A 21,481-nucleotide genomic window follows, 5' to 3' on the forward strand; every position below is an offset into this window, starting at 1 on the left:
GTGGTTCCCATCGACCCGAGCCTATCGAGGAGTGGTCGTTCCGCCGCGCCGTCGCGGTCATCCCTTAGAGTCCCGGTATGGCACTTGCGCGACGAGGATTCCTCACCTTGACCGGCGGCATCGCGGCCGCTGCGGGACTGTCGGCCTGCGGGTCGAACACGGGCCGGCCGGAGCCCGGCGCTTCCGACACGGCCGGCGGCGCGAAGGCGCAACTGAGCCAGTGGTACCACGAGTACGGCGAGGACGGCGTCCAGGAGGCGGTGAAGAAGTACGCCGCCGCGTATCCGAACGCGACCGTCACGGTGCAGTGGAATCCGGGCGACTACGACAAGCTCGTCTCCTCCGCACTGCTGACGGCCGACGCTCCCGACGTCTTCGAGTACGGCAACGGGCCGACCCTGGACATGATCAAGGCGGGCCAGGCGCTCGACCTGACCGAGGCGCTGGGCGACGCCAAGAGCCAGTTCACCCAGTCCGTGCTCGACGCGGCCAGCTGGGAGGGCAAGATCTACGCCATCCCGCAGACCGTCGACATGCAGATGCTCTTCTATCGCAAGTCGGCGCTGGACCAGGCCGGCGTCGCACCGCCGGCGACGATCGACGATCTGATCAAGGCGACGAGCGCGGTCAAGACCAAGGACATGGGCGGCTTCTACGCCGGCACCGACGGCGGCATCGGCGTGCTCAACTCGATGCTGATCTGGGCCTCCGGTCAGGAGCAGATCTCGCCCGACAAGACCACCATCGGATTCGACAACGCCGACGGTCACAACGCGTTCGCCAAGTTCGCCGAGCTGGCCGGCGCCGACGGCTTCGTGCCCAGCGCCTCCGGTGACTGGTCCACCGCGTCGCCGTTCGTCAACGGCGAGGCCGCGATGCAGTGGAGCGGGCTGTGGATCCTGCCCGAGGTCACCGAGGCGCTCGGCGACGACTTCGGGGTGCTGCCGTTCCCGAGCGTCGGCGGCAGCGGCCGGCAGGCCGTCGTGTTCGGCGCGTTCGGCGCCTGCGTCAACGCCAAGGGGCCGAACGTCGACGCGGCCAAGGACTTCGTCCGCTGGCTCTGGGTCGACCAGGAGGACTACCAGCTGGAGTTCTCCAACGCGTTCGGCACCCACATCCCGGCCAAGACCGCGCTGGTCCCGAAGGCCGACAAGGTCGCCACCGGGGCCGGGGCCGAGGCGGCGAAGTTCGTCGCCGAGCTGGGTCACGCCAACGACAAGCTGTGGACCCCGGCGATCTCGCAGGCGGTGGTCGCGGCGCTGACCAACGTGGTGCAGAAGAAGGCCGACCCGAAGACGGAGCTGGCCGCCGTGACGGAGAAGGCGAAGGCGGACATCAAGCGACTGAACGGCTGACCGGCCGATGGCCCGCTCGGCACTCTCCCGGCGGATCCGCGGCTTGCATGATCGCAACCTGTGGCAGTTGATCTTCGTCGCGCCGTTCTTCGTCGGGCTGTTGATCTTCACCCTGGTGCCGATCGGCTGGAGCGTCGGGCTGTCCCTGTACGACGCCCGCAACACGGTCACCCCGACCGAGTTCGTCGGCCTGGACAACTACGTCTACCTGCTCACCGACCGGGCGTTCCAGACCAGCCTGGGCACGTTCATCGTGTTCGCGCTGTTCATCGTGCCGACCACCTTCGTCATCTCACTCGGGCTGGCCCTGCTGGTCAACCGGGCCACCGTGGCGCGAGCGTTCTTCCGGTCCGCGTTCTTCCTGCCGACTGCGGTGTCGTACGTGATCGCGGCGATGGTGTGGCGGCTGGTGTTCTTCAACGGCGCCCGGTTCGGCATGATCAACAGCTTCCTCCGCGAGCTCGGCCTGGAGCCGGTCAACTGGCTCGGCGGCGGCAACTACCTCTACTGGGTGGTGCTGGTCACGCTGCGACTGTGGCTCCAGGTCGGCTTCTACATGATCTTGTTCATCGCCGGATTGCAGCGGATCCCGCGGGACACCTATGAAGCCGCGGCGATCGACGGCGCCCGCGGCTGGCGGGTGTTCCGGTTCATCACGTTCCCCCAGCTCCGGGCGACCTCGATCGCCGTGGTGCTGCTGTTGTTGATCAACGCGTTCCAGGCGTTCGACGAGTTCTACAACACGTTGATCTCGGTCGGCAACTACCCCCCGTTCGCCAAACCGCCGCTGGTCTATCTGTATCTGGTGTCCTTCGGCTCCGGCAGCCAGGACCTCGGGCTGGGCAGTGCCGGGTCGATGATCCTGACCGTGGTGATCGCGATCTTCGGCCTGGCCCAGCTCGGCATCCTCAGCCTGGTCGGCCGGGACCGGCCATCCCGCGAGCGGACCGCGCGGAAGGCGAGCCGATGAGATCACGACCGCTGCCGACCGCGCTCACCTATGCCGCCCTGATCATCCTGGCGCTGATCTTCCTGCTGCCGTTCTGGGTGATCCTGCGCAACGCCTTCTCCACCAGCCAGTGGATCACCGCCGCCGAATGGCACTGGTTGCCGAACGCCGTCGGGTTCGGCAACCTGGCCGAGCTGCTCGGCAACACCAGCGTGCCGCTGGTCCGCAGCATGATCAACTCCGCCGTGGTCTCGGTGCTGCAGACCGTCGCGACCGTGATCATCTCGGCGCTGGCCGGCTACGGGCTGGCGATCGACAACCGGATCAGCAAGATCCTGTTGGGGGTCACCGTGGCGACGCTGATGGTGCCGGCGGCGGTGACGTTCGTGCCGACCTTCGTGATGGTGTCCAGCCTGGGCTGGATCTCCACCCTGCGCGGCCTGATCATCCCCGGCATGTTCTCGGCGCTGGCCACTTTCCTGTTCCGGCAGTATTTCCTGGCCTTCCCCCGGGAGTTGGAGGAGGCGGCCTACCTCGACGGGGCGGGCTACTGGCGGACCTTCTGGCGGATCGTCGTGCCCAACTCGTACGGCATCGGGGCCGCGGTCGGGACGTTGATCTTCATCGGTTCCTGGAACGCGTTCCTCTGGCCGCTGTTGATCGGCCAGGATCCGGACTACCGGACCGTGCAACTCGCGCTGAGCGGGTTCCTCACGTCGCAGCGGGTGGACTATCCGCAGCTGTTCACCGGCGCCGTGGTGGCGATCCTGCCGGTGCTGCTCGTGTTTCTCTTCCTGCAGCGCTATCTGATCCAGGGAGTGGAACGGTCCGGCATCGACTGAGCCGATGCCGGACCGATCGGGTTGATCAGCTGTCGATCAGGTCATGATCACCGCTCGCAGAACGGGATCTCCTTGCTCGACTTCACCGCCGAGGCCGGGACCCAGCCGTCCTCCGTGGTGACCACCCAGCGGCCGCCGCCGCTGATGTTGGTGTAGGTGTAGCAGAGCGCTTCCTGGCCGCCCGGGTGCTGCAGCCGCCGCTTCTTGTCGGCGGTCGACGGCCCCTGCCGGGAGTAGACGTCCTTGGTGATCGTCACCGAGATCGACTCGTCCGGCCCGCACCAGTCCGGCGCCGCGCCGGCGAGATCGACGTACTTGGCCGACACCCAGTTGGCGTCGCCCTCACCGGAGATCAGGTACCACTCGGCGTTGCCGCCGACGATGGTGCCCTTGGTCCGGCAGTCGATGCTCACCTTGTCGCCGTCCTTGAACAGATAGTTGGCGCTGGTGTGGACGCTCGGGGCGATCCGGCCGTTCAGCCCGCCGTTCGCATCGATCGTGCCCTTGACGAACGGGGGTGCCGCAGCCGCCGTCATCGACACCGCGGCCACCAGGCCCGCACCCGCGACGGTTGCACCGAGAATCCGCTTGAGCGTACGCATTGTGAGTCATCCTCCTCAGGATGGGAAACATTCGCCTTGTCACCCGGGAGTAGTCCGGCGGGCGCCCAAAGGTTGCAAACTGTGACCCACTTCACATCGGCGGTGGTCCCGTGGGGAAGCGATGCACCTCCTGCGGCCAGTCGAGGGCGACGGCGATCCGGCTGGACACAGATCTTCCGGCAGTTTGCGCCTAGCCTCGATCTCTCATGATCTTGGTTCGGGTTCGGTGTCCCGGGGCTGCGGCTGGGTTGCGCATCCAGCCGAGGTCGGTCTCGGAGCCGGGTTGCCGCGAGTCACACCCGCCGGGGTTTACCTGATTGGTCGTGGACCTCGATGTGGGGTCGGCGGTGGTCAGCGGGGCGAGCTGGCGCACTGGCACAAATCGGGGGCACAACGCCCCGCGGGACCGGAAATCGCCCGGTGGGACCGGGTTGCGCCCCCGATTTGTGACGGTGCACCCGTCAGGACGGCTGCCTCGTCTCAGGACGAACGTTCCGGTTGGTCGATCGAACCCGTCGCCACCAAGATCACAAAAGATCGAGACTAAGAGGTCGCTGCAACGCGCTCCTACTCCACCTGCCAGCGGGCCTCGCCGCCGTAGTCGTTGCTGTAGGTGAGCTCGGTGACCCGTTCCGCGGCGCCGATCGCCTCGAACGGCAGCCAGCCCTCGACGCACTCGCCGACCTCGAACCGGGTGCCGCTCGGATAGACCGGGGTGAAGGCCGGATCGGTGAGGTCCTCGACGTTGGCCTGGTACGTGTTCCGCTCGGTGACTGCCCGCCAGGCGTACCAGCCGATCGGGATCGAATCCCGCTCGTAGCCGGGCGGGGTGCCGGTGAGGCAGGTCCTGATCTCGGCGGCGAAACCGGCCGAGGTCTGCCGCGTGTCCAGCAGGGTGAAGGTGAAGAACTCCAGCTCGGCGGTGCCGCCGACCGGCAACGCGGACGGGTCGCTGGTGATGGTCCGGCTCGGGGTCGAGCCGGGTGGGCGGGACGTGACCGGCGGGGTCGGCGCGACCGTCGCCGGCGGGTCGCCCGAAACCTCGGGTCCGCCGGTCCGGATCAGGGCGCCGACGCCGAGCGCGCCGACGATCAGGGCGACCGCCGCAGCGAGCGCGTACGACAGCCGGCGCCGCCGCCGGGCCGCGAGGTCGGTCGGCGTCGTCTCGTCCAGGATCCGGTCGACCCGGGCCTGCTTGTCGGGCAGGCTCCGGTCCGGTGGCAGCCTCATCGGCCCGCTCCGCGCAACAGGTCGGCCAGCGGGGTGCGCAGCAGCCGGTCCCGGGCGCGTTTCAGCCGCGACTTGACCGTGCCGACCGGGACACCGAGCGTCTCACCGGCTTCGGCCAGGGACAGCTCTGACCAGCCCACCAACTCGATCACCTCCCGTTGACTCCGCGGCAACTTCCGCAGCGCCCGCGCGATCTCCTGCATCGTCGCCTCGGCGCTCACCCAGTCGTCGACGTCGTCGCTCCCCCGCTCGCCCGGCTCGGCCTCGATCCGGTCGGCCAGCTGGGTCTGTCGGCGGCCGGACCGGAGCTGGTTGCTGCATTCGTTGCGGGCCATGGCGAACAGCACCGGCCGGGCCGACGGCAGTCGCAGTTCGTCGACCGTACGATCCAACACCCGGCGCCACAACGTGCCGAACGTCGCCTGCACCACGTCGTCGGCGACCGCCCAGGAGCTGGTCCGGCGGAACGCGAAGTTGTAGACGGCGTCGCTGTGCCGCAGGAACAGCGATCGGAACGCGTCCCGATCCCCGCCGCGGAGGTCCTGCCACAGCGCGGAGTCGTCGAGTTCCCGGTCGGCGGCAGGCTCGGCGGGCACGCCGTCTCGCCGCTGCTCGTCCCGCATCCGTGCCGACCCTTCCGCCGATCGCCGCCATCGTCCACCTCACCTCCGCCGGAACTCCTCCATCGGGGTGGAGTCCGGCAGGCCGGGCGAGGTTCCCGTCGATCCAATCAGGATCGGGGGTGATCCTAGGGTGGTGTTGAACGACCACCGTTTGACACCACCCTCCTTGACAGACCCGCGGCGCCGGTAGCCTCGGTCGCTGTGTCGACTCCAGGGTGGTATCCCGATCCGGGTGGCAAGCCCGGGCAGTACCGCTATTGGGACGGTGCGGCCTGGTCGGACCGGACTTCCGCGCAACCGTCCGGGCCACCCGAGCCGGGTCGGCAGGGCTCCCGGCGCTGGATCGGAGTGCTGGTCGGCGTCGTCGCCCTGGTGGTCGTCCTGGTCGTGATCGGCGTGCTGGTGATCCGGTATCTGACCGCGGACGGGCCGATCGCCGATCCGGTGCCGTCGTCGACCGTCAGCGCCTGGGACGATTCGCGGCCGACGGCCACGCCGACGCCGTCAGCCACGCCGACCCCCTCCCGGTCACCGTCACCATCCGGTACGCCGACGGGAGGCTCGGTGCCCTGCCCGGAGGGTGACCCGTACACGGTCGCGGCCCATCCGAGCGACGGCCGGGTCTATGGCGGCCGGCTCTCCTTCCCGCGGATCTCCTCGTACGGGGAGCCACGGCCGAAGGGCGGACTGACCTGGTTCTTCGATGTCGGCTCGCAGTCCCAGACCACCGAGCCGGGCTGGGAGTCCTGGTTCGGCGTCGGCGAGGTGGCGGTCGGGCCGCGTTTCGAGTCGCCCCGGGAGGCGGCCGCGAGCTCGATGCAGTGCGCGATCAACGACGGTTGGTTCTCCCAGTTCTTCGACCGGAAGGACCTCCGCGACGAGAAGATCACCGTCGACGGCCGGACGGGCTGGATCCTGGTCGCCGAGGTCCGGGTGGACAAGCCGGGCCTCAGCGTCGAGGGCGACGTGGTGACGATCCTGATCATCGACGACGGTCGCGACGACCGGCTCAGCGGCTACGTCAGCATGGTGCCGATCGGCGACAAGCCGCGGAATCAGCTCTCCGCCGACACCTTCGGCAACCTCCGCGTCGGCTGACCCGCAGGGACCAGAAGGAAAGCGAGGATGCGGAGGACCACGGCGCGCTGCGGGTCACGCCGGGTCTACTCCGCACCCTCTGATCGGCCACTCTACCCGCCGATCCTGAGCCCGGAAGGCCTTTCAGGAAAGAAAAACCTGAGCGGCGCTCAGGGGGTCGCCAAGGCCTCGGTCGGCGACAGCCGGGACGCACGGATGGCCGGATAGAGGCCGGCCACGGAGCCGACCAGCAGGGTCGCGACGAGCCCGCCGGCAACGGCCCAGAGCGGCACCACCGCGGTCCAGCCCTGATACCAGGCGTAGCCGAGGGTCGCCGCCGCTCCGATGGCCGCGCCGGCCAGACCGCCGAGCCCGGACAGCAGCAGCGACTCGACCAGGAACTGGGTCCGCACCTGGCCGTGGGTCGCGCCGAGTGATCGGCGCAGGCCGATCTCGGACCGGCGTTCCAGCACCGAGATCACCATCGTGTTGGCGATCCCGACGCCGCCGACCAGCAGTGCCACCGCGCCGAGCCCGACCAACAGTCCGGTGAACGCCCGGTCCGCCGCCTGCTGCGCGGCCAGGGCGTCGGACGGCCGGGAGACGTCGACCTCGTTCGGTGCCTCCGGATTCGCGGTCGCCCCGAGCACGGCGGCGACCTGCTCCACCTGGGCTTCGGCCGAGCGGGTGTAGACCCGGGTGGCGTGCCCGTCGAAGCCGAGCCGGTCGGCCGCGGCCGGCCAGCCGATCAGGGCCGCGCTGTCCAGCTCCGGGGCGAGCACGGACGGTGCCAGGATGCCGATCACGACGAACCGGAGACCGCCGATGATCACCGAGACCTCGGGGCCGGGGCGGGCGATCCCGAGCCGCTCGGCCGCGTCGGCACCGAGCACGGTCACCGGATAGGACCCGGTCGCGGCGTTCAGCCAGGCGCCGCTGTGCACGGCGGTCGCGGTGGTGGCGAGCAGACCTTCCCGCGCCGCGTAGGTGGCGATCCCGCCGGTCTGCTCCGCCGGGATCCGGTCGGTCCGATACACCTTCGCGTCCGGGACCGAGCCGATCGCCGAGGTCGCCTGGACGGGACCGATCCGGCCGATCATCGCCTCCGCCGACAGCGGCAGCGCGGCGGCGCCGCCGGTGAAGGTCGAGCCGGGATCGGCGGTGAGCAGATTCGTCCCCAGCGCGTCCAGGGTCCGGTCCAGCTCGGCCCGGGAGGACGACGAGATCCCGATCACCGCGACCATGGCCGCGATCCCGATCGCGATCCCGAGCGAGGACAGGACCGCTCGCAACGGCCGGGTCCGCAGCCCCGCTCCACCGACCCGGAGCACGTCCGCCAGGGCCATCCGCCCCGGCCGCAACGTCTGGTTCATGAGGCCTCCCGGTCGATTCGTTGATCATCAGCCTTCCGGTCGGCGACCACCCGGCCGTCCAGCATCCGGATCTGGCGCGGCAACGAGTCGGCCAGCTCTCGATCATGGGTGATGATCACCACGGTGGTGCCATCGGCGTTCAGTTCGCGGAGCAGCCGCATCACCGCGTCGGAGGAGACCGAATCGAGCGCGCCGGTCGGTTCGTCGGCAAGCAGCAGGGCCGGGGCGCCGACCACGGCCCGGGCGATCGCCACCCGTTGCCGTTCGCCGCCGGACAGTTCGTGCGGCCGGTGGTCGATCCGGCCGGCGAGGCCCACCCGTTCCAGGGCAGCCTGCGCCCGTCGCCGCCGTTGCCGGCGCGGCGTCCTGGCGTAGAGCAGGCCGTCGGCGACGTTGTCCAGCGCCGGTACGCCGGCGGCCAGGTGGAACTGCTGGAACACGAACCCGATCCGGTACGCGCGCAGCGCCGACAGCTCCCGGTCGGACAGGTCGGCGACGGCGTACCCGTCGATGGTCACTCCGCCGGACGACGGCCGGTCCAGGGTGCCGATCAGGTGCAGCAGGGTCGACTTGCCCGACCCCGACGGGCCGACCACGGCGACCAGCTCACCGGGCTCGATCCGCAAGGTGGCCTCGTCGAGCGCGGTCACGCCGTCGGCGTACCGCTTGCTGGCGCGGTCGACATCGATCATCGCGGCGGTGATCATTCCGGCATCCCGACGACGGTGCCCGCGGCGATGCCGTCGCCTTCGACCTCGACCCGGCCGGCGGCGAACAGCCCGGTGTCGACCTCGACATAGCTGCTGGCACCGCCGGCCACCACCTCGAGCCCGTAGCCGCCGCCGGAGAGTGCCAGCAGCGCGATCACCGGGACGGTGAGCACGTCCTTCCGCTCGCCGGTGGTGATCACCAACTCGACCGCCGCCTGGTCGTAGTCCGCCGCTGCCTGCGCGGCCTTGTCGCCGGTCAACTGGGCCACGGCGGTCACGACCGTGGTGGATTCCGCGTCCTGACCGGAGCCGGCGACGACCTCGGTGGACAGCTCGTTGATCTTGGCCGGCACCGTCGCACCGTCCGGCAACTCGACCTCGACGGTCGCGCCGACCTCGACGTCGGCCAGATCGGACGGCTCCAGCTGGACCGTCACCGCCTTGGCGGTCGCGGTGTGGCTGAGGACCGGCTGGCCGGGCGTGGCCGCGGCGCCCAGTTGGGCATCCAGCGCGGAGATCCGGCGCGCCTCGGTCAGGAACACGACCCGGCCCGGCTCGACGGTCCCGGTCTCCTCGACCCCGAGGTCTTCCTGCCACTCCTCGACTGCCTGCGCGGTGCGCCAGGTGTACTCGTCGTCGACGGTGAACCCGTCGTAGCCGAGCTGCTCCAGGTTGCGCTCGAGCTGCTCGACGTCCGGGCCCTCGGCATCCTCGGCCAGGGTCCGGTAGGCCGGCAGGTCCCCGTACAGCAAGATCACCGGCTGGTCGTCGACCGAGTAGAGCGGCTTGCCCTGCTTGATCACGTCGCCGATCTCGGGCAGGGCGGTGATCGTTCCGGTGAGCCGGTTGGCGGTCGTCGCGGCGACCCCGTAGCCGAGCTCGCCGTCGAAGGTGGTGGTCGACGTCAGGGTCTGCCGGGTCACCTCCGCGGTCGCCGGCGGCAGCGGGCTGACGTCCTGGCCGACGGCCTGACCCCAGCCCTGGGCGGCCAGCCAGGTCGCGATCCCGCCGCCGATCGCCACCACGACGGCGAAGATCACGGCGACGACGCGGCCCGGATGGCGCCGGCCGGGAGCGTTTCGGGCGATCACTTGTCCCCCAGCGCGCCGAGCAGGTCGCGGCAGGCAACCTGGGCCGCCTCGAAATCCGGGTCGTCGGCCAGGTCCTTGTTGATCTGGATGCCGGGCGAGTTCGGATCCGGGTCCGGGAACTTCTCGACGCCGTTCTCCCGCATGCAGGCCGCGAACTGCCGGCTCCGCTCGGCCTGTTCCTTCGCCTTCGGATTGTTCTTGTCCATCTGCGGCGCCAGATCCCGGCAGGCCTCCATCGCCTCCTTGGACTGGCCGTTCTGGCCCTGCACCCGCAGCTTCAGCCGGCCGTCCGGTCCGGGGTCGTCGACCTCGAGACCGTGCTCACGCAGGCATTCGACATAGTCCAGCGCCGCCTGCCGCGGGTCCTTCGACGCGGCCGCCGACGGGTCCGCGCCCGGTTCGTCGCCACCTGCGCTGGCGACGTTTCCGCCGTCGGCAGCACAACCGGCCAGCATGATCAATCCGAGGAGCAGGCCGAAGATCGGTCCCTGCACACGTCTCAACATTTCGTCGTTTCTCCTTCACTCGACAGGACGGTGCCCAGTGAAGCCCGCTGCCCGTTTCCCGGCCGTTACCGGATTCATGGGTGGCTAACAGGAAGGAAACATAGATTCCCGGATGATCGGGACCCGAGCCCGGACAAGGGAGATGATCATGCGCGTGCTGGTGGTCGAGGACGAGCCGATCCTGGCCGATGCCATCGCCGAATGGCTTCGCGATGAACCGCACGCCGTCGACATCGTCGGCGACGGAGCCGGCGCGGTGGAACGGATCTACACCTACGACTACGACGTGGTGGTCCTGGATCGTGATCTTCCGGTGCTGCACGGCGACGAGGTCTGCCGGCGGCTGATCGAGTCACCGTCGACCGCCCGGGTGCTGATGCTCACCGCCTCGGCGGCGATCACCGACCGGGTCGGCGGACTCGCCCTCGGTGCCGACGACTACCTGACCAAACCGTTCGCGCTGGCCGAGCTGGCCGCCCGGGTGCAGGCCCTCGGCCGCCGGTCCCGGCCGGCGATGCCGCCGGTCCTGCGCCGCGGCGACCTGGCGCTCGATCCGGCACGCCGCGAGGTGTTCCGGGGGAAGCGTTGCGTTCCCTTGGCCAGAAAGGAATTCGGTGTGCTGGCCGAACTGCTGCGGGCGGACGGAGCGACGGTCTCGGCGGAGCAGCTGCTGGAGAAGGTCTGGGACGAGTTCGCGGATCCGTTCACCGGGTCGGTCCGGCTCACCGTGCACAAGTTGCGGCGCAAGCTGGGCGAGCCGACCATGATCGACACGGTCACCGGCGTCGGGTACCGGCTCCGATGAGGCGGCCCGGCTCCGGGCGGCGCGGCCGGTTCGGCCTGCGGACCCGGCTGACGCTGCTCTACGGCGGGCTGTTCCTGGCCGCCGGTGCCGTCTTGTTGATCATCACCTACCTGCTGTTCCATCAGCAGCTGCTCGGCCAGCTCGGCCGGCAGAAGGTGACTTGGCTCGGCCCACCCGGCAGCTCGTCCGCTCCCCCGGCGGCGCCGTCGCCGAAGCCGGGCCAGGATCCGCCGGTGACCAAGAGCCAGGTGTACGTCTACACGCCGGACGGCCGGATGCTCTCCGGGGAGGACGCCCGCGCCTTCATGGCCGATCAGGCGGCCCGGCTGCAGGATGCGGCCGCCCACTCGATCCTGCTCTGGGGCGGCGTCGCCCTGCTGGCGGTCGGCGGGGTCGCCCTCGCCCTCGGCTGGCTGGTGGCCGACCGGGTGCTGGCGCCGCTGCACCGGGTCCGCGAGGCCGCCGAGCGGATCGCCGCGGCCCCGACAGCCGACCGGAGCCTGCACGAACGGATCGCGCCGGCCGGGCCGGACGACGAGGTGAAGGATCTGGCCAGGGCGTTCGACACCATGGTCGAGCGGCTGGACTCCTCGTTCGCCGGGCAGCGCCGCTTCGTGGCCAACGCCTCGCATGAGCTGCGCACCCCGCTGGCGCTGAGCCGGGCCATGATCGAACTGGCCCTGCACCGCAGGGGCGGGTCCGCAGATCTGCACCGGTTGGGCGAGGACCTGCTCCGGGTGAACGACCGGCACGAGAAGTTGATCAATGGGTTACTGACCCTGGCCGGCATCGACAACGAGCCGCTGGAACGCCGGACGGTCGATCTCGCCGACGTCGTCGAGCTGGTCGTCGAGGACACCGAACGGGAGGCCGAGCTGGCCGGCGTCACCGTCGATTCCATGATCAGCCCGGCGCTGACCGTCGGCGATCCCCTGCTGCTGCAGCGATTGGCGCACAACCTGGTCGAGAACGGGATCCGGCACAACCTCGCCGAGCACGGCTGGGTCCGGGTGCGCAGCGAGGTCGTCGACGGTCGGGCCGGGATCCGGGTGATCAACTCCGGCCCGAAGATCATCCAGAGCCAGGTGCCCGAGTTGTTCGAACCCTTCCGCCGGCTCGACGCCGACCGGCTCGCCGGCGCGAAGGGCTCCGGTCTTGGACTGTCGATCGTCCGCTCGGTGGTGACCGCCCATCACGGAGACCTGATCGCCACGGCCCGGCCGGACGGTGGCCTCGAAATCACCGTCCGACTACCACCGAGCCGGCTCCACATCCACGACGCGGATCGGCCCCCTCCCAGCTCCAGCCGAACGTCCACCCTGACCGAACCTCCTCGTTCCCTGAAGGTCCGATCGACCTTCGTTTCCTGAGCCTGGCGAAGCATGTCCTGAGCCTGTCGAAGGGGGCAAACCAGACCACACCGTTCTCCCGGGGTTTCGGCCTTGCGGCCGGGAAAAGACGCAGCAAGGACGGGCAGGGTTTGCGGTGGGTGGGGATCGCGGCCGGGTGCCGGTCGGAGTGATTGTGTGCGTGTACTTCGGGCCATGATCGCCAGGATTTCGGCGGTTGCGTCGGTGTTCGGGTGGGCCGGAGTCGTTTCGGGCCGCAGGGGTGCTTCGGGTTCATCGAGTGTGACCTTTTCCACCTCGATAGTCGGGTTTCCAGGTGGGAAACGTTACTCTCGATGATCAACACAATTCCTCGACGCCCCGGCGAGGTGCCGTCCGTCGAGAGTGGCAACCGGCGGCAGCGGGCAGCGCTGTAAGCCGGCGCCCGGGCGCGATGCGGACCGCAAACAACCCGCCCGCACTTTGATGCGTCTTTTCCGGCCGTCAGGACGAAACCGCGGGAGAACGGCAGGGCCTGTCTGCACTTCGACAGGCCCAGGGAACGAAACATCGTCAACTCGTGGTTGACGAATATGGATCGTCAACCTACGGTTGACGCATGACGACCTCACCCGTACGGCTCGACGATCTGATCGAGGCCGTGAAATCCCATCATTCCGGTGCCGACCCCCTGGGTCAGTTGTCCGAGGCCGTGCTGGTCGCGGAGCAGGTCGGCGAGGTGGCCGACCATCTGATCGGGCACTTCGTCGACCAGGCCCGGCGATCCGGTGCGTCCTGGTCCGAGATCGGCACCAGCATGGGCGTGACCAAGCAGGCAGCCCAGAAGCGGTTCGTGCCCAAGGAGTTCTCGACCGAGGCCGAGTCCCCGTTCAGCCGGTACAGCCCGCGGGCCCGGAACGTGCTGATCCGGGCCGAGCGCTCAGCCCGCGAGGTCGGCAACGACACGATCGAGACCACCCATCTCCTGCTCAGCCTGGTCGAGGAGGAGCACGGGATCGCCGCGAAGGTGATCCGGAACCTCTGCGGCTCCAAGGCCGACGTCGGCGCCCGGATCACCGCGGCCCTGCCGGAGCCGGCGGACTCGGTGCCGGACGTGCACGTGCCGTTCAGCCAGCACTGCCGCAAGGCGATCGAACTGACCGCTCGCGAGGCGCTCCGGCTCGGCCACAGTTACATCGGCACCGAGCACCAGCTGCTGGCCCTGCTCGAGCAGGGCGACGGGCGGGCCTACGAGATCCTTTCCGAACTAGGTGTCACCAAGCCGACTGTCGAGAGTGAGATCTCGGCCCTGCTGCAGAACGAGGGCCAACCGGATCAGTCGTGATCATGGCCGGACGACCGGCCCGCTGTCTGCGTCTTCTCTGCCACATGACGCCGCCAGAAGTCCCGATCGTCCCACTGCTGAGCCGCCGCGAAATGCCGCAGCCGAGCCTCGCTGCCGGTGCAGCGCTGGGCATACTCGCGAAGCGCGAGATTCACCATCTCGGACTTCGTGCGCTCCCCGGCGAAGCGCATCGTTGCTGCCAGCACCTCGTCGTCGATGTCGATCCGGATGATCGTCATCCTGCACCTCCTGACCCCAAGGCCCCAAGGCCCCAGACCGAGGATATGAGCCTTGCGGTGAATGAATCGCTAGCGCGGTGGGCCGGCGAGGATCCGGTTGCGGATGTCCGTTCGGGATTCCCAGCGGTCGCGGGCGCCGTCGATGGCCCAGGTGGCGCCGGCCTCGGCCAGTTCGTCGGCCGGGGCGTCGGCGGTGAGCGAGACGACCACGTCGAAGCCGGGGGCCGGCTGGAGTTCGGCGACCAGGGCCGCGACCCGGTCCGGGGTCAGGCCGCCCGGCTCGTACGTCATCGGGAAGATCCCGTCCCAGCGCTTGGCCCGCCGGACACCGGCGCGGGCCGGCAGCGTGGCCGCGACCCAGATCGGCGGCCGGGGCCGCTGGATCGGGGACGGCGTCAGTTGGGCCGAGACCCGATAGTGCTCGCCCTGATGATCAACGGCCTGCCCGCGGAGCAGGGCGTCGATCACCGGCAGCGCCTCGTCCAGCTTGGCCGCATGCACCTTCGGGTCGGTCGGCTCACCGAAGACCCCGTACTCCGTCTGCTGCGGCACCCCCAAACCCACACCGAGGACGGCGCGGCCGGCGCTCAACCGATCCAGCGTGACCAGCTCCTTGACCACCTTCTGCGGCCGGCGCCGCGGGATCGGGGTGACCATCGTGCCGAGCCGCACCCGCTCCGTCCGCACCGCCATCGCGCCGAGCAGCACCCACGGATCGAGGGTCTCGGCCTGATGCTGCGGATCCAGCTGCAGATGGTCCCAGAGGAAGAAGCCGTCCCAGCCCGCCTGCTCGGCGTCGACCGCGAGCTGAACGAGGCTGCCGGCTTCCCCGCCGTTGGGCAGGCTGATCCCGAATCTCATCGTCATGCCTCTCGTCTACCAGCCGCCACCGACAACCCATCTCGTCGGTCAGTGCGTGACACTAGTTCTCATCGAATCCCTGCGCGATCGATTCGAGGGCGCGACGGTGCCGGGCGAAGGTTGACCGGCCCTTCGGCGTCAGTCGGAGAATGGTGACCACGACCCGTCCTTGCGGGACCTTGTCAACAGTGATCAACTCCGCCTCGGCCAAGGCCCACATGTGCTTGCTCAGAACCGATTGCGAGACTTGTAGCGCGTCCCTGACGATCTTGAACGTCGCCGAGTCGACGCTGCTCAGCGCGGCGATGATCGAATAGCGGATCGGCGATGACAGCACCGGCTCCAACTCGGCCAGGTGATCCGCCAGGCTCACGGCTGACCGCTGCCGAGGCGCAGGCCGAAGACGAGTCGCGGCGCGGTCAACACGACACCGGCCAGCCCGACGAGCAGTCCGGGCGGGCCGATGCCGGTCAGTTGCAGCGTGAGGGGCGGCGACAGCAGTGACGCGGCCGCCACCAACGCGGCGCCGCCGATCAGCATCAGCCACTGTGAGAACCGGTCGAGCCGGCCGAGCCCGACCAGGATCACCGTGCGGCGGGCCGTGACCCACCGAAACAGCAGGATCGTCATCCCGACACCGACCGCGAACACGATCATGGCCGTCACCGAGTTCCAGGCATAGGCGTACAGCAGCCCGAACGCCACGAAGATCAAGATCTGGGCCATCGCGCCGGCAAGCACTGCGCGCCGGAACGGTCGGAGATCCGTGCCGGCGACGGCGCGGGTGATCATCGCACCGGCCTGGAGTCGATCAGCGGCCTGGTTCGCGTCGGTCATCGCTCTCACTCCTCCTCATTGGGTTCTCATGAAGATACTACTTTCCAACTTGGAAAGCGAATTTGGATTCGATACCACTTGAGGTGCCGTTACCTCCTCGCCACCTCACTAGAATCGGAAACTCACTTCCATAGATAGGAATAGCGATGGCTGAGCAGACAATCACCACTCGACGGCTCGGAGCGAACGGCCCGGAGGTCAGTGCCATCGGATTCGGGGCCTGGGCGATCGGCGGACCGGCCAGCCGCGAGGGGAAGCCGATCGGCTGGGGTGAGGTCGACGACGACGAGTCGGTGGCCGCCATCCACGCCGCGCTCGACGCCGGGGTGACCTTGATCGACACCGCCAACGTCTACGGCGCCGGGCACAGCGAGCGGGTCGTCGCCCGGGCCCTCAACGGCCGCCGCGACGAGGTGGTGATCGCCACCAAGTTCGGCAACCTGATCGACGAGGACAAGCGCGAGGCGATCGGCCGGGACGCGTCGCCGGAATCGATCAAGGAACAGTGCGACGGCAGCCTGAGCCGACTGCAGACCGACGTGATCGATCTCTACCAGTTCCACATCGGCGACTACCCGCTGGAGCAGGCCGGCGAGGTCCGGGACGCGTTGGAGGGTCTGGTCGCCGACGGCAAGATCAAGGCGTACGGCTGGAGCACCGACGATCCGGAGCGGGCCGCGTTCTTCGCCGAGGGCGAGCACTGCGCCGCGATCCAGCAGTCGTTCAGCATTGTCAACGGCAACGCCGACACCCTGGCGGTGGCGGAGCGGGCCGGCCTGGCCAGCATCGTCCGCGGGCCGCTGTCAATGGGGCTGCTGACCGGCAAGATGAATCGGCAGACGACCTTCTCCGACACCGACGTCCGGCACGGCTGGGACTGGTCCGGTGATCAAGGTCGGCGGCTGGACGCGCTGGACAAGATCAGGACGATCCTGACCGAGGACGGCCGGACGCTGGCCCAGGGTGCCCTCGGCTGGCTGCTCGCCCGCAGCTCGGCCTTCGTCCCGATCCCCGGTATCCGTACGGTGGCGCAGGCACAGGACAACGCCGGCGTGCTCACGGCCGGGCCGCTCAGTGATGATCAGGTCAGCCGGATCGCCACCGCCTTGGCCGAACCCGTCTGACCGGACTGATCGCCGGGCAAGAGGCGACGTGCCCGGCTGAGGTACCCGGGATCGCAACGCGGTTTCGTTAGAGTCGGCGACGCACCGACCTGACCGCTGCGACCCGACCTTCAGGAGTCTCGATGCCCCTCCGCCGTGACCGGAAATCCTGCAACCGGGGCATCGCCACCGGCATCGCCACCGGCATCGCCACCGGCGTCGCGGCCGGGCTGACCGCGACGCTGGTGTTGGCCGGCGGATCCACCGGCACCGCCGTGGCCGAGCCGCGGCCATCCGAGTCGAGCAACAGCCGGCTGGCCCTGGCGCTGCTCGGCGCGGTCAAGCAGCAGCACTTCGAGGACGTCCTGGACACCGCCCCGCCGGGATCGGCGGCCGCCCGGGTGTTGTATGCCGCGGGCGCCGAGAAGTACGAGCTCTCCCCCGACCAGGCCCCGCGACGGACGCCGACCGCCGGCACCGCCGCGGCCGCGCCGATCCACCAGATGCCCAACGTCGACGCGACGGTGATCGAGTTGAGCGGGGCCGGCACGCCGATCGCGGCCGCCAACGTGCTGCTCAGCCCGCAGTATCCGAAGGGCCGGATCGTCCCGCTGGACGCCGATCTGGCCACCGACCAGGTCCGCTGGCGATCATGGTCCGACGACACCTGGGACGGCAACGGCGGGCAGGGCACCGAGGACGCGATCCCGGGCCGAGAGGACGCGCCGATCGACTTCATGTCGCCGTATCCGGCGTCGGTACTGAAGCTGATGGTCGGCTACGGCGTGCTGCGCCTGGTCGACGCCGGCGTGATCAAGCTCGACGACGACTACGCCTACGATCGCACCGGCGCACCGAACACGGCCTGCGGCCTCAACGTCACCAAGAAGATCTCGACCTTCTTCGACGAGATGCAGACGATCTCACGCAACGAGTCGACCTGCGCCATGATCAAGTTGCTGCACGACCACGACGCGGTGGCCCCGCTGAACCAGCATTTCCGGGACGTCGGCCTGCCGATGCTGCAACTGAACGGCACCAGGACCGTCGACGGCGGCGGTTGGGGCAACGTCACCATGAACGCCCTGGACACCGCCAAGCTGCTGGTGTTGATCAACGGCGGCGCCGGCCGGTTGTGGACCGCGCCGGACGGGACGCCGGTGCGGGCGTCGCTGCTCTCCGACGCCTCCCGCGCGCACTATCTGAAGGTGCTCGGCGAGCAGGGTCTCAACCAGGTCCTGTCCACCACCAACTACTGTGGCCGCGGCTATCCGGCGGCCGGGCTGCCGCAGCGGATCTCGGAGCGGTGGATCGATCCGGCGACCGGCCAGGTGAAGGTCGGCGACCGCGTCTACGGGCAGGATGTCCGGCCCTGCCAGGAGGCAGCCGAGGTGACCTTCCAGCACAAGACCGGCTACATCGACACCTCCGGCCAGGACGCCGGGATCGTGCACAGCCTGCCCGGCGCCGAGGACCGGCACTACGTGGTCGCGATCCACTCCAACCTCGGCAACCGCTACGTCGATCCGAACCGGCCGGCGGACCCGCCGGGCAGCTATCCGGTGCAGTACACCGAGAAGTACGCACTGTTCGGCAAGGCCGTGGACGACATCTTCACCGGCTCCTCCCCGCTACTCCGACTCCAAGAACCGGCCCGCGACTGATGCCGTGGTCGCCCCCAAAGAAACCCCGACTTGTCAGAACTAGGGGACGCTATAGCGTCCCCTAGTTCTGACAAGCCGCAGTCCCACCTGGTTGGGGCCCGTCCTGGCCTGAAAATAGAGCGGCGATCGCCTCTCCTGCCGCACCCGGCACAGTGGCATCTATTTTCGGATTGCTCGGGGTTTGGGCGGCGCTAGCGCAGGCCGATCAGCCGCCGGCTCCGCCACCGATGGCCGATCCGGAAGCCGAGCGACTCGTAGAGCCGGAGGGCGACCGTGTTGGCCGCGTATACGCCGAGGGTGCAGACGCCGTGGGCCGCGACGGCGCGCCGGGTCAGCGCCGAGGTCATGGTCCGGCCGAGGCCGCGGCCCCGATGATCGGCGTGGACGGTGATGCCCGACAGCAGGGGGCGGCCGGCGAGGTTGGACTCGATCACGCCGCAGGCGATCAGCAAGCCGTCCCGGCCGCGGATCCCGAGCCAGGTCTGGCCGGGCTGCCGGCCGGGTTTCCCGTCACTGCCCGGGTTGTGCTGCTCGATCAACCCGACCAGGTCCGCATGATCGACTTCGCCGAGTTCGATCACCGACTCGTCGGCAACGCCGGGTGGGGCCGCCTCGGTCCACATCCAGTGCCAGTCACCGCCGGGCCCGAGCTCCAACCGCTCCGCCACCGCGTCGAAGCACGGCGCGCCGCAGGCCAGGTTGATCGGCGAGAACTCGGCCAGCAGGTCGTCGGTGATCATGACGTCGAGCAGCTTCGCGACGTCGCCGGAAGGACCGAGCACCGCCATCCCCGGCCCGCGGGTCTGGGTCGTCCGGGCCAAGATCAACGCCCGGCCGAGAGCGTAGGCCGGACCGGTGTAGTCGGCCGGGATCTCCCACTGCAGAAAGGGATCCGCCGGATCGAAGGACCGCAGCTCGGCGGCCGAGGCCAGCCGGGTGATCACGCCACCCTCCTAGGCCTTCTTCTCCACCTTGCTGGTCTCGCCGGTCGACAGTGCGGCGACGAACGCCTCCTGCGGCACCTCGACCCGGCCGACCATCTTCATCCGCTTCTTGCCTTCCTTCTGCTTCTCCAGCAGCTTCCGCTTCCGGGTGATGTCGCCGCCGTAGCACTTGGCCAGCACGTCCTTGCGGATCGCCCGGATGGTCTCCCGCGCGATCACCCGGGCCCCGATCGCGGCCTGGATCGGCACCTCGAACTGCTGCCGCGGGATCAGCTCCTTGAGCTTGCCCGACATTGTCACCCCGTACGAATAGGCCTTGTCCTTGTGGACGATCGCGGAGAACGCGTCCACCGGCTCACCGTGCAACAGGATGTCGACCTTGACCAGATCGGACGGCTCTTCCCCGGCCGGCTCGTAGTCCAGACTGGCGAAGCCCTTGGTCCGCGACTTCAGCGCATCGAAGAAGTCGAAGACGATCTCGGCCAGCGGCAGGGTGTAGCGGATCTCGACCCGGTCCTCCGACAGGTAGTCCAGCCCCTGCTGGATCCCGCGCCGGGCCTGGCACAGTTCCAAGATCGTTCCGATGTATTCGGCCGGGCTCAAGATCGTCGCCTTGACCACCGGCTCGTACACCTCGGCGATCTTGCCGTCGGTCGGATACTCCGACGGGTTGGTCACGACTCGCTCGTCGCCGCTCTCCAGCTTCAGCCGATAGACCACGTTCGGCGCGGTCGAGATCAGGTCGAGGTTGAACTCCCGTTCCAGTCGCTCTCGGACGATCTCCATGTGCAGCAGGCCGAGGAAGCCGATCCGGAAGCCGAAGCCGAGCGCACCGGAGGTCTCCGGTTCGAACGTCAGCGCGGCGTCGTTCAGCTGCAGCTTGTCCAGCGCCTCGCGCAGCTCCGGGTAGTCGGCGCCGTCGATCGGATACAGCCCGGCGAACACCATCGGGTTCGGGTGCCGGTAGCCACCCAGTGATTCTGTCGCCGGGGCCGCGGCCGAGGTCACCGTGTCACCGACCCGGGACTGGCGGACCTCCTTCACGCCGGTGATCAAATAGCCGACCTCGCCGACGCCCAGACTCTTGGCCTTCAAGGGATCTGGGGAGATCACGCCGACCTCGAGGGTCTCGTGCGCCGCCTTGGTCGACATCATCAGCACCCGCTCCCGGTGCGACAGCTCGCCGTCGATCACCCGGACGTAGGTGATCACGCCGCGGTACGTGTCGTACACGGAATCGAAGATCAACGCGCGCGCCGGAGCCGTGGCGTCGCCGGTTGGCGCCGGCACCTGGCTGACGATCTCGTTCAGCAGTTCGAGCACCCCGTCGCCGGTCTTGGCCGACACCTTGAGCACCTCGGCCGGGTCGCAGCCGATGATCCCAGCCAGCTCCGCCGCGTACTTCTCCGGTTGGGCGCTGGGCAGATCGATCTTGTTCAGCACCGGGATGATGTGCAGGTCCGCCTCGAGCGCCAGATAGAGATTGGCCAGCGTCTGCGCCTCGATCCCCTGCGCCGCATCGACCAGCAGGATCGCGCCCTCGCAGGCCGCCAGCGACCGGGACACCTCGTAGGTGAAGTCGACGTGGCCCGGCGTGTCGATCATGTTCAGCACGTGGGTGGTGCCGGTGTACGTGCCGTCGGTCGGGGTCCACGGCATCCGGACCGCCTGCGACTTGATCGTGATCCCACGTTCCCGCTCGATGTCCATCCGGTCCAGGTACTGTGCCCGCATCGCCCGGCCGTCGACGACGCCGGTCAGCTGCAGCATCCGGTCGGCCAGCGTCGACTTGCCGTGGTCGATGTGCGCGATGATGCTGAAGTTGCGGATGATCTCGGGCGGGGTCCGGCCGGGGCTGGGGGCGGCCGGCTGCTGCCCGGAGCGGGTGGTGGCGGGAGTGGTCACGCGGTCGGTCCAGTCCTTCGGATCGGGGTGAGCAGGATGGTCGTTCGGCGGCCGTACGGTCCCGCCGAACGCCAATCATCCCACGGCCGGCC

At 69.1% G+C, this 21,481-nt stretch carries 22 protein-coding genes; 9 read left to right on the plus strand and 13 right to left on the minus strand.

Annotation, left to right across the window (positions count from 1 at the left end; translation table 11 throughout):
- Nucleotides 1-77: 77 nt before the first annotated feature.
- The 3 genes from FNH24_RS13030 to FNH24_RS13040 are packed head-to-tail and all read left to right on the plus strand — an operon-like array spanning nt 78 to nt 3,146.
- Nucleotides 78-1,355, plus strand: a complete 1,278-nt coding sequence (locus tag FNH24_RS13030) for an ABC transporter substrate-binding protein (protein ID WP_175047883.1) — start codon at nt 78-80, stop codon at nt 1,353-1,355.
- Nucleotides 1,356-1,362: 7 nt separating this feature from the next.
- A complete protein-coding gene (locus FNH24_RS13035) occupies nt 1,363-2,325 on the plus strand; it encodes a carbohydrate ABC transporter permease (protein ID WP_152362630.1) in 963 nt (320 codons plus the stop codon).
- Nucleotides 2,322-3,146, plus strand: coding sequence for a carbohydrate ABC transporter permease (locus tag FNH24_RS13040; RefSeq protein ID WP_152362631.1), 825 nt, complete (start codon nt 2,322-2,324; stop codon nt 3,144-3,146). The genes FNH24_RS13035 and FNH24_RS13040 overlap by 4 nt, the downstream gene beginning before the upstream one ends.
- A 47-nt stretch (nt 3,147-3,193) precedes the next feature.
- Here FNH24_RS13040 and FNH24_RS13045 read toward each other — a convergent pair whose 3' ends face one another.
- From FNH24_RS13045 to FNH24_RS13055, 3 genes are all read right to left on the minus strand, one after another.
- A complete protein-coding gene (locus tag FNH24_RS13045) occupies nt 3,194-3,748 on the minus strand; it encodes a hypothetical protein (protein WP_152362632.1) in 555 nt (184 codons plus the stop codon).
- Between the two features lie 567 nt (nt 3,749-4,315).
- The gene (locus FNH24_RS13050; protein WP_152362633.1) at nt 4,316-4,978 is read right to left on the minus strand and encodes a hypothetical protein; all 663 of its coding nucleotides are present in this window, start codon (nt 4,976-4,978) and stop codon (nt 4,316-4,318) included.
- Nucleotides 4,975-5,601 (minus strand): RNA polymerase sigma factor, encoded by a 627-nt coding sequence (locus FNH24_RS13055; RefSeq protein ID WP_152362634.1) that lies wholly within the window; start codon nt 5,599-5,601, stop codon nt 4,975-4,977. The genes FNH24_RS13050 and FNH24_RS13055 overlap by 4 nt, the downstream gene beginning before the upstream one ends.
- A gap of 201 nt (nt 5,602-5,802) precedes the next feature.
- On the opposite strand from FNH24_RS13055, the gene FNH24_RS13060 reads away from it, so the two are divergent.
- Nucleotides 5,803-6,699: a DUF2510 domain-containing protein gene (locus FNH24_RS13060; protein WP_152362635.1), complete on the plus strand. Its 897-nt coding sequence runs from the start codon at nt 5,803-5,805 to the stop codon at nt 6,697-6,699.
- Nucleotides 6,700-6,848: 149 nt separating this feature from the next.
- Here FNH24_RS13060 and FNH24_RS13065 read toward each other — a convergent pair whose 3' ends face one another.
- The 4 genes from FNH24_RS13065 to FNH24_RS13080 are packed head-to-tail and all read right to left on the minus strand — an operon-like array spanning nt 6,849 to nt 10,358.
- Nucleotides 6,849-8,051: an ABC transporter permease gene (locus FNH24_RS13065; protein ID WP_217428197.1), complete on the minus strand. Its 1,203-nt coding sequence runs from the start codon at nt 8,049-8,051 to the stop codon at nt 6,849-6,851.
- Nucleotides 8,048-8,758 carry an ABC transporter ATP-binding protein gene (locus tag FNH24_RS13070; RefSeq protein WP_425486891.1) on the minus strand — a complete coding sequence of 237 codons (711 nt, stop codon included), beginning with the start codon at nt 8,756-8,758 and terminating at the stop codon, nt 8,048-8,050. Before FNH24_RS13070 ends, FNH24_RS13065 begins: the two co-directional genes overlap by 4 nt.
- On the minus strand, nt 8,755-9,852 hold the full coding sequence (locus tag FNH24_RS13075) for a peptidoglycan-binding protein (protein WP_246186870.1): 1,098 nt from the start codon (nt 9,850-9,852) through the stop codon (nt 8,755-8,757). Before FNH24_RS13075 ends, FNH24_RS13070 begins: the two co-directional genes overlap by 4 nt.
- Nucleotides 9,849-10,358, minus strand: a complete 510-nt coding sequence (locus tag FNH24_RS13080) for a hypothetical protein (RefSeq protein ID WP_152362636.1) — start codon at nt 10,356-10,358, stop codon at nt 9,849-9,851. The genes FNH24_RS13075 and FNH24_RS13080 overlap by 4 nt, the downstream gene beginning before the upstream one ends.
- Nucleotides 10,359-10,506: 148 nt before the next feature.
- Here FNH24_RS13080 and FNH24_RS13085 point away from each other — a divergent pair, with 148 nt between their 5' ends.
- The 3 genes from FNH24_RS13085 (at nt 10,507) to FNH24_RS13095 (ending at nt 13,836) form a co-directional block, all read left to right on the plus strand.
- On the plus strand, nt 10,507-11,163 hold the full coding sequence (locus FNH24_RS13085) for a response regulator transcription factor (protein WP_152362755.1): 657 nt from the start codon (nt 10,507-10,509) through the stop codon (nt 11,161-11,163).
- Nucleotides 11,160-12,533, plus strand: coding sequence for a sensor histidine kinase (locus tag FNH24_RS13090; protein ID WP_152362637.1), 1,374 nt, complete (start codon nt 11,160-11,162; stop codon nt 12,531-12,533). The genes FNH24_RS13085 and FNH24_RS13090 overlap by 4 nt, the downstream gene beginning before the upstream one ends.
- 577 nt (nt 12,534-13,110) lie before the next feature.
- A complete protein-coding gene (locus tag FNH24_RS13095; protein ID WP_152362638.1) occupies nt 13,111-13,836 on the plus strand; it encodes a Clp protease N-terminal domain-containing protein in 726 nt (241 codons plus the stop codon).
- Here FNH24_RS13095 and FNH24_RS13100 read toward each other — a convergent pair.
- From FNH24_RS13100 to FNH24_RS13115, 4 genes are all read right to left on the minus strand, one after another.
- Nucleotides 13,827-14,075 carry a type II toxin-antitoxin system VapB family antitoxin gene (locus FNH24_RS13100; RefSeq protein WP_152362639.1) on the minus strand — a complete coding sequence of 83 codons (249 nt, stop codon included), beginning with the start codon at nt 14,073-14,075 and terminating at the stop codon, nt 13,827-13,829. The genes FNH24_RS13095 and FNH24_RS13100 overlap by 10 nt on opposite strands.
- Nucleotides 14,076-14,144: 69 nt before the next feature.
- The gene (locus FNH24_RS13105) at nt 14,145-14,942 is read right to left on the minus strand and encodes an LLM class flavin-dependent oxidoreductase (protein ID WP_217428198.1); all 798 of its coding nucleotides are present in this window, start codon (nt 14,940-14,942) and stop codon (nt 14,145-14,147) included.
- Between the two features lie 55 nt (nt 14,943-14,997).
- On the minus strand, nt 14,998-15,273 hold the full coding sequence (locus FNH24_RS13110) for a transcriptional regulator (RefSeq protein WP_246186880.1): 276 nt from the start codon (nt 15,271-15,273) through the stop codon (nt 14,998-15,000).
- Between the two features lie 32 nt (nt 15,274-15,305).
- Nucleotides 15,306-15,773 carry a hypothetical protein gene (locus FNH24_RS13115; RefSeq protein ID WP_152362641.1) on the minus strand — a complete coding sequence of 156 codons (468 nt, stop codon included), beginning with the start codon at nt 15,771-15,773 and terminating at the stop codon, nt 15,306-15,308.
- A gap of 146 nt (nt 15,774-15,919) precedes the next feature.
- Here FNH24_RS13115 and FNH24_RS13120 point away from each other — a divergent pair, with 146 nt between their 5' ends.
- Nucleotides 15,920-16,897, plus strand: a complete 978-nt coding sequence (locus FNH24_RS13120) for an aldo/keto reductase (protein WP_152362642.1) — start codon at nt 15,920-15,922, stop codon at nt 16,895-16,897.
- A gap of 122 nt (nt 16,898-17,019) precedes the next feature.
- Nucleotides 17,020-18,540 (plus strand): serine hydrolase, encoded by a 1,521-nt coding sequence (locus FNH24_RS13125; protein ID WP_152362643.1) that lies wholly within the window; start codon nt 17,020-17,022, stop codon nt 18,538-18,540.
- Between the two features lie 191 nt (nt 18,541-18,731).
- On the opposite strand, the gene FNH24_RS13130 is transcribed toward FNH24_RS13125, so the two are convergent.
- Together FNH24_RS13130 and lepA are read right to left on the minus strand one after the other, a co-directional pair.
- Nucleotides 18,732-19,484 carry a GNAT family N-acetyltransferase gene (locus FNH24_RS13130; RefSeq protein WP_152362644.1) on the minus strand — a complete coding sequence of 251 codons (753 nt, stop codon included), beginning with the start codon at nt 19,482-19,484 and terminating at the stop codon, nt 18,732-18,734.
- Nucleotides 19,485-19,493: 9 nt separating this feature from the next.
- On the minus strand, nt 19,494-21,389 hold the full coding sequence (gene lepA / locus FNH24_RS13135) for a translation elongation factor 4 (protein ID WP_152362645.1): 1,896 nt from the start codon (nt 21,387-21,389) through the stop codon (nt 19,494-19,496).
- Between the last annotated feature and the right edge of the window lie 92 nt (nt 21,390-21,481).

Origin of the sequence: Microlunatus speluncae, assembly GCF_009299835.1 — a bacterium.
In the GTDB taxonomy this organism is placed as follows: Bacteria; Actinomycetota; Actinomycetes; order Propionibacteriales; family Propionibacteriaceae; genus Microlunatus; species Microlunatus speluncae.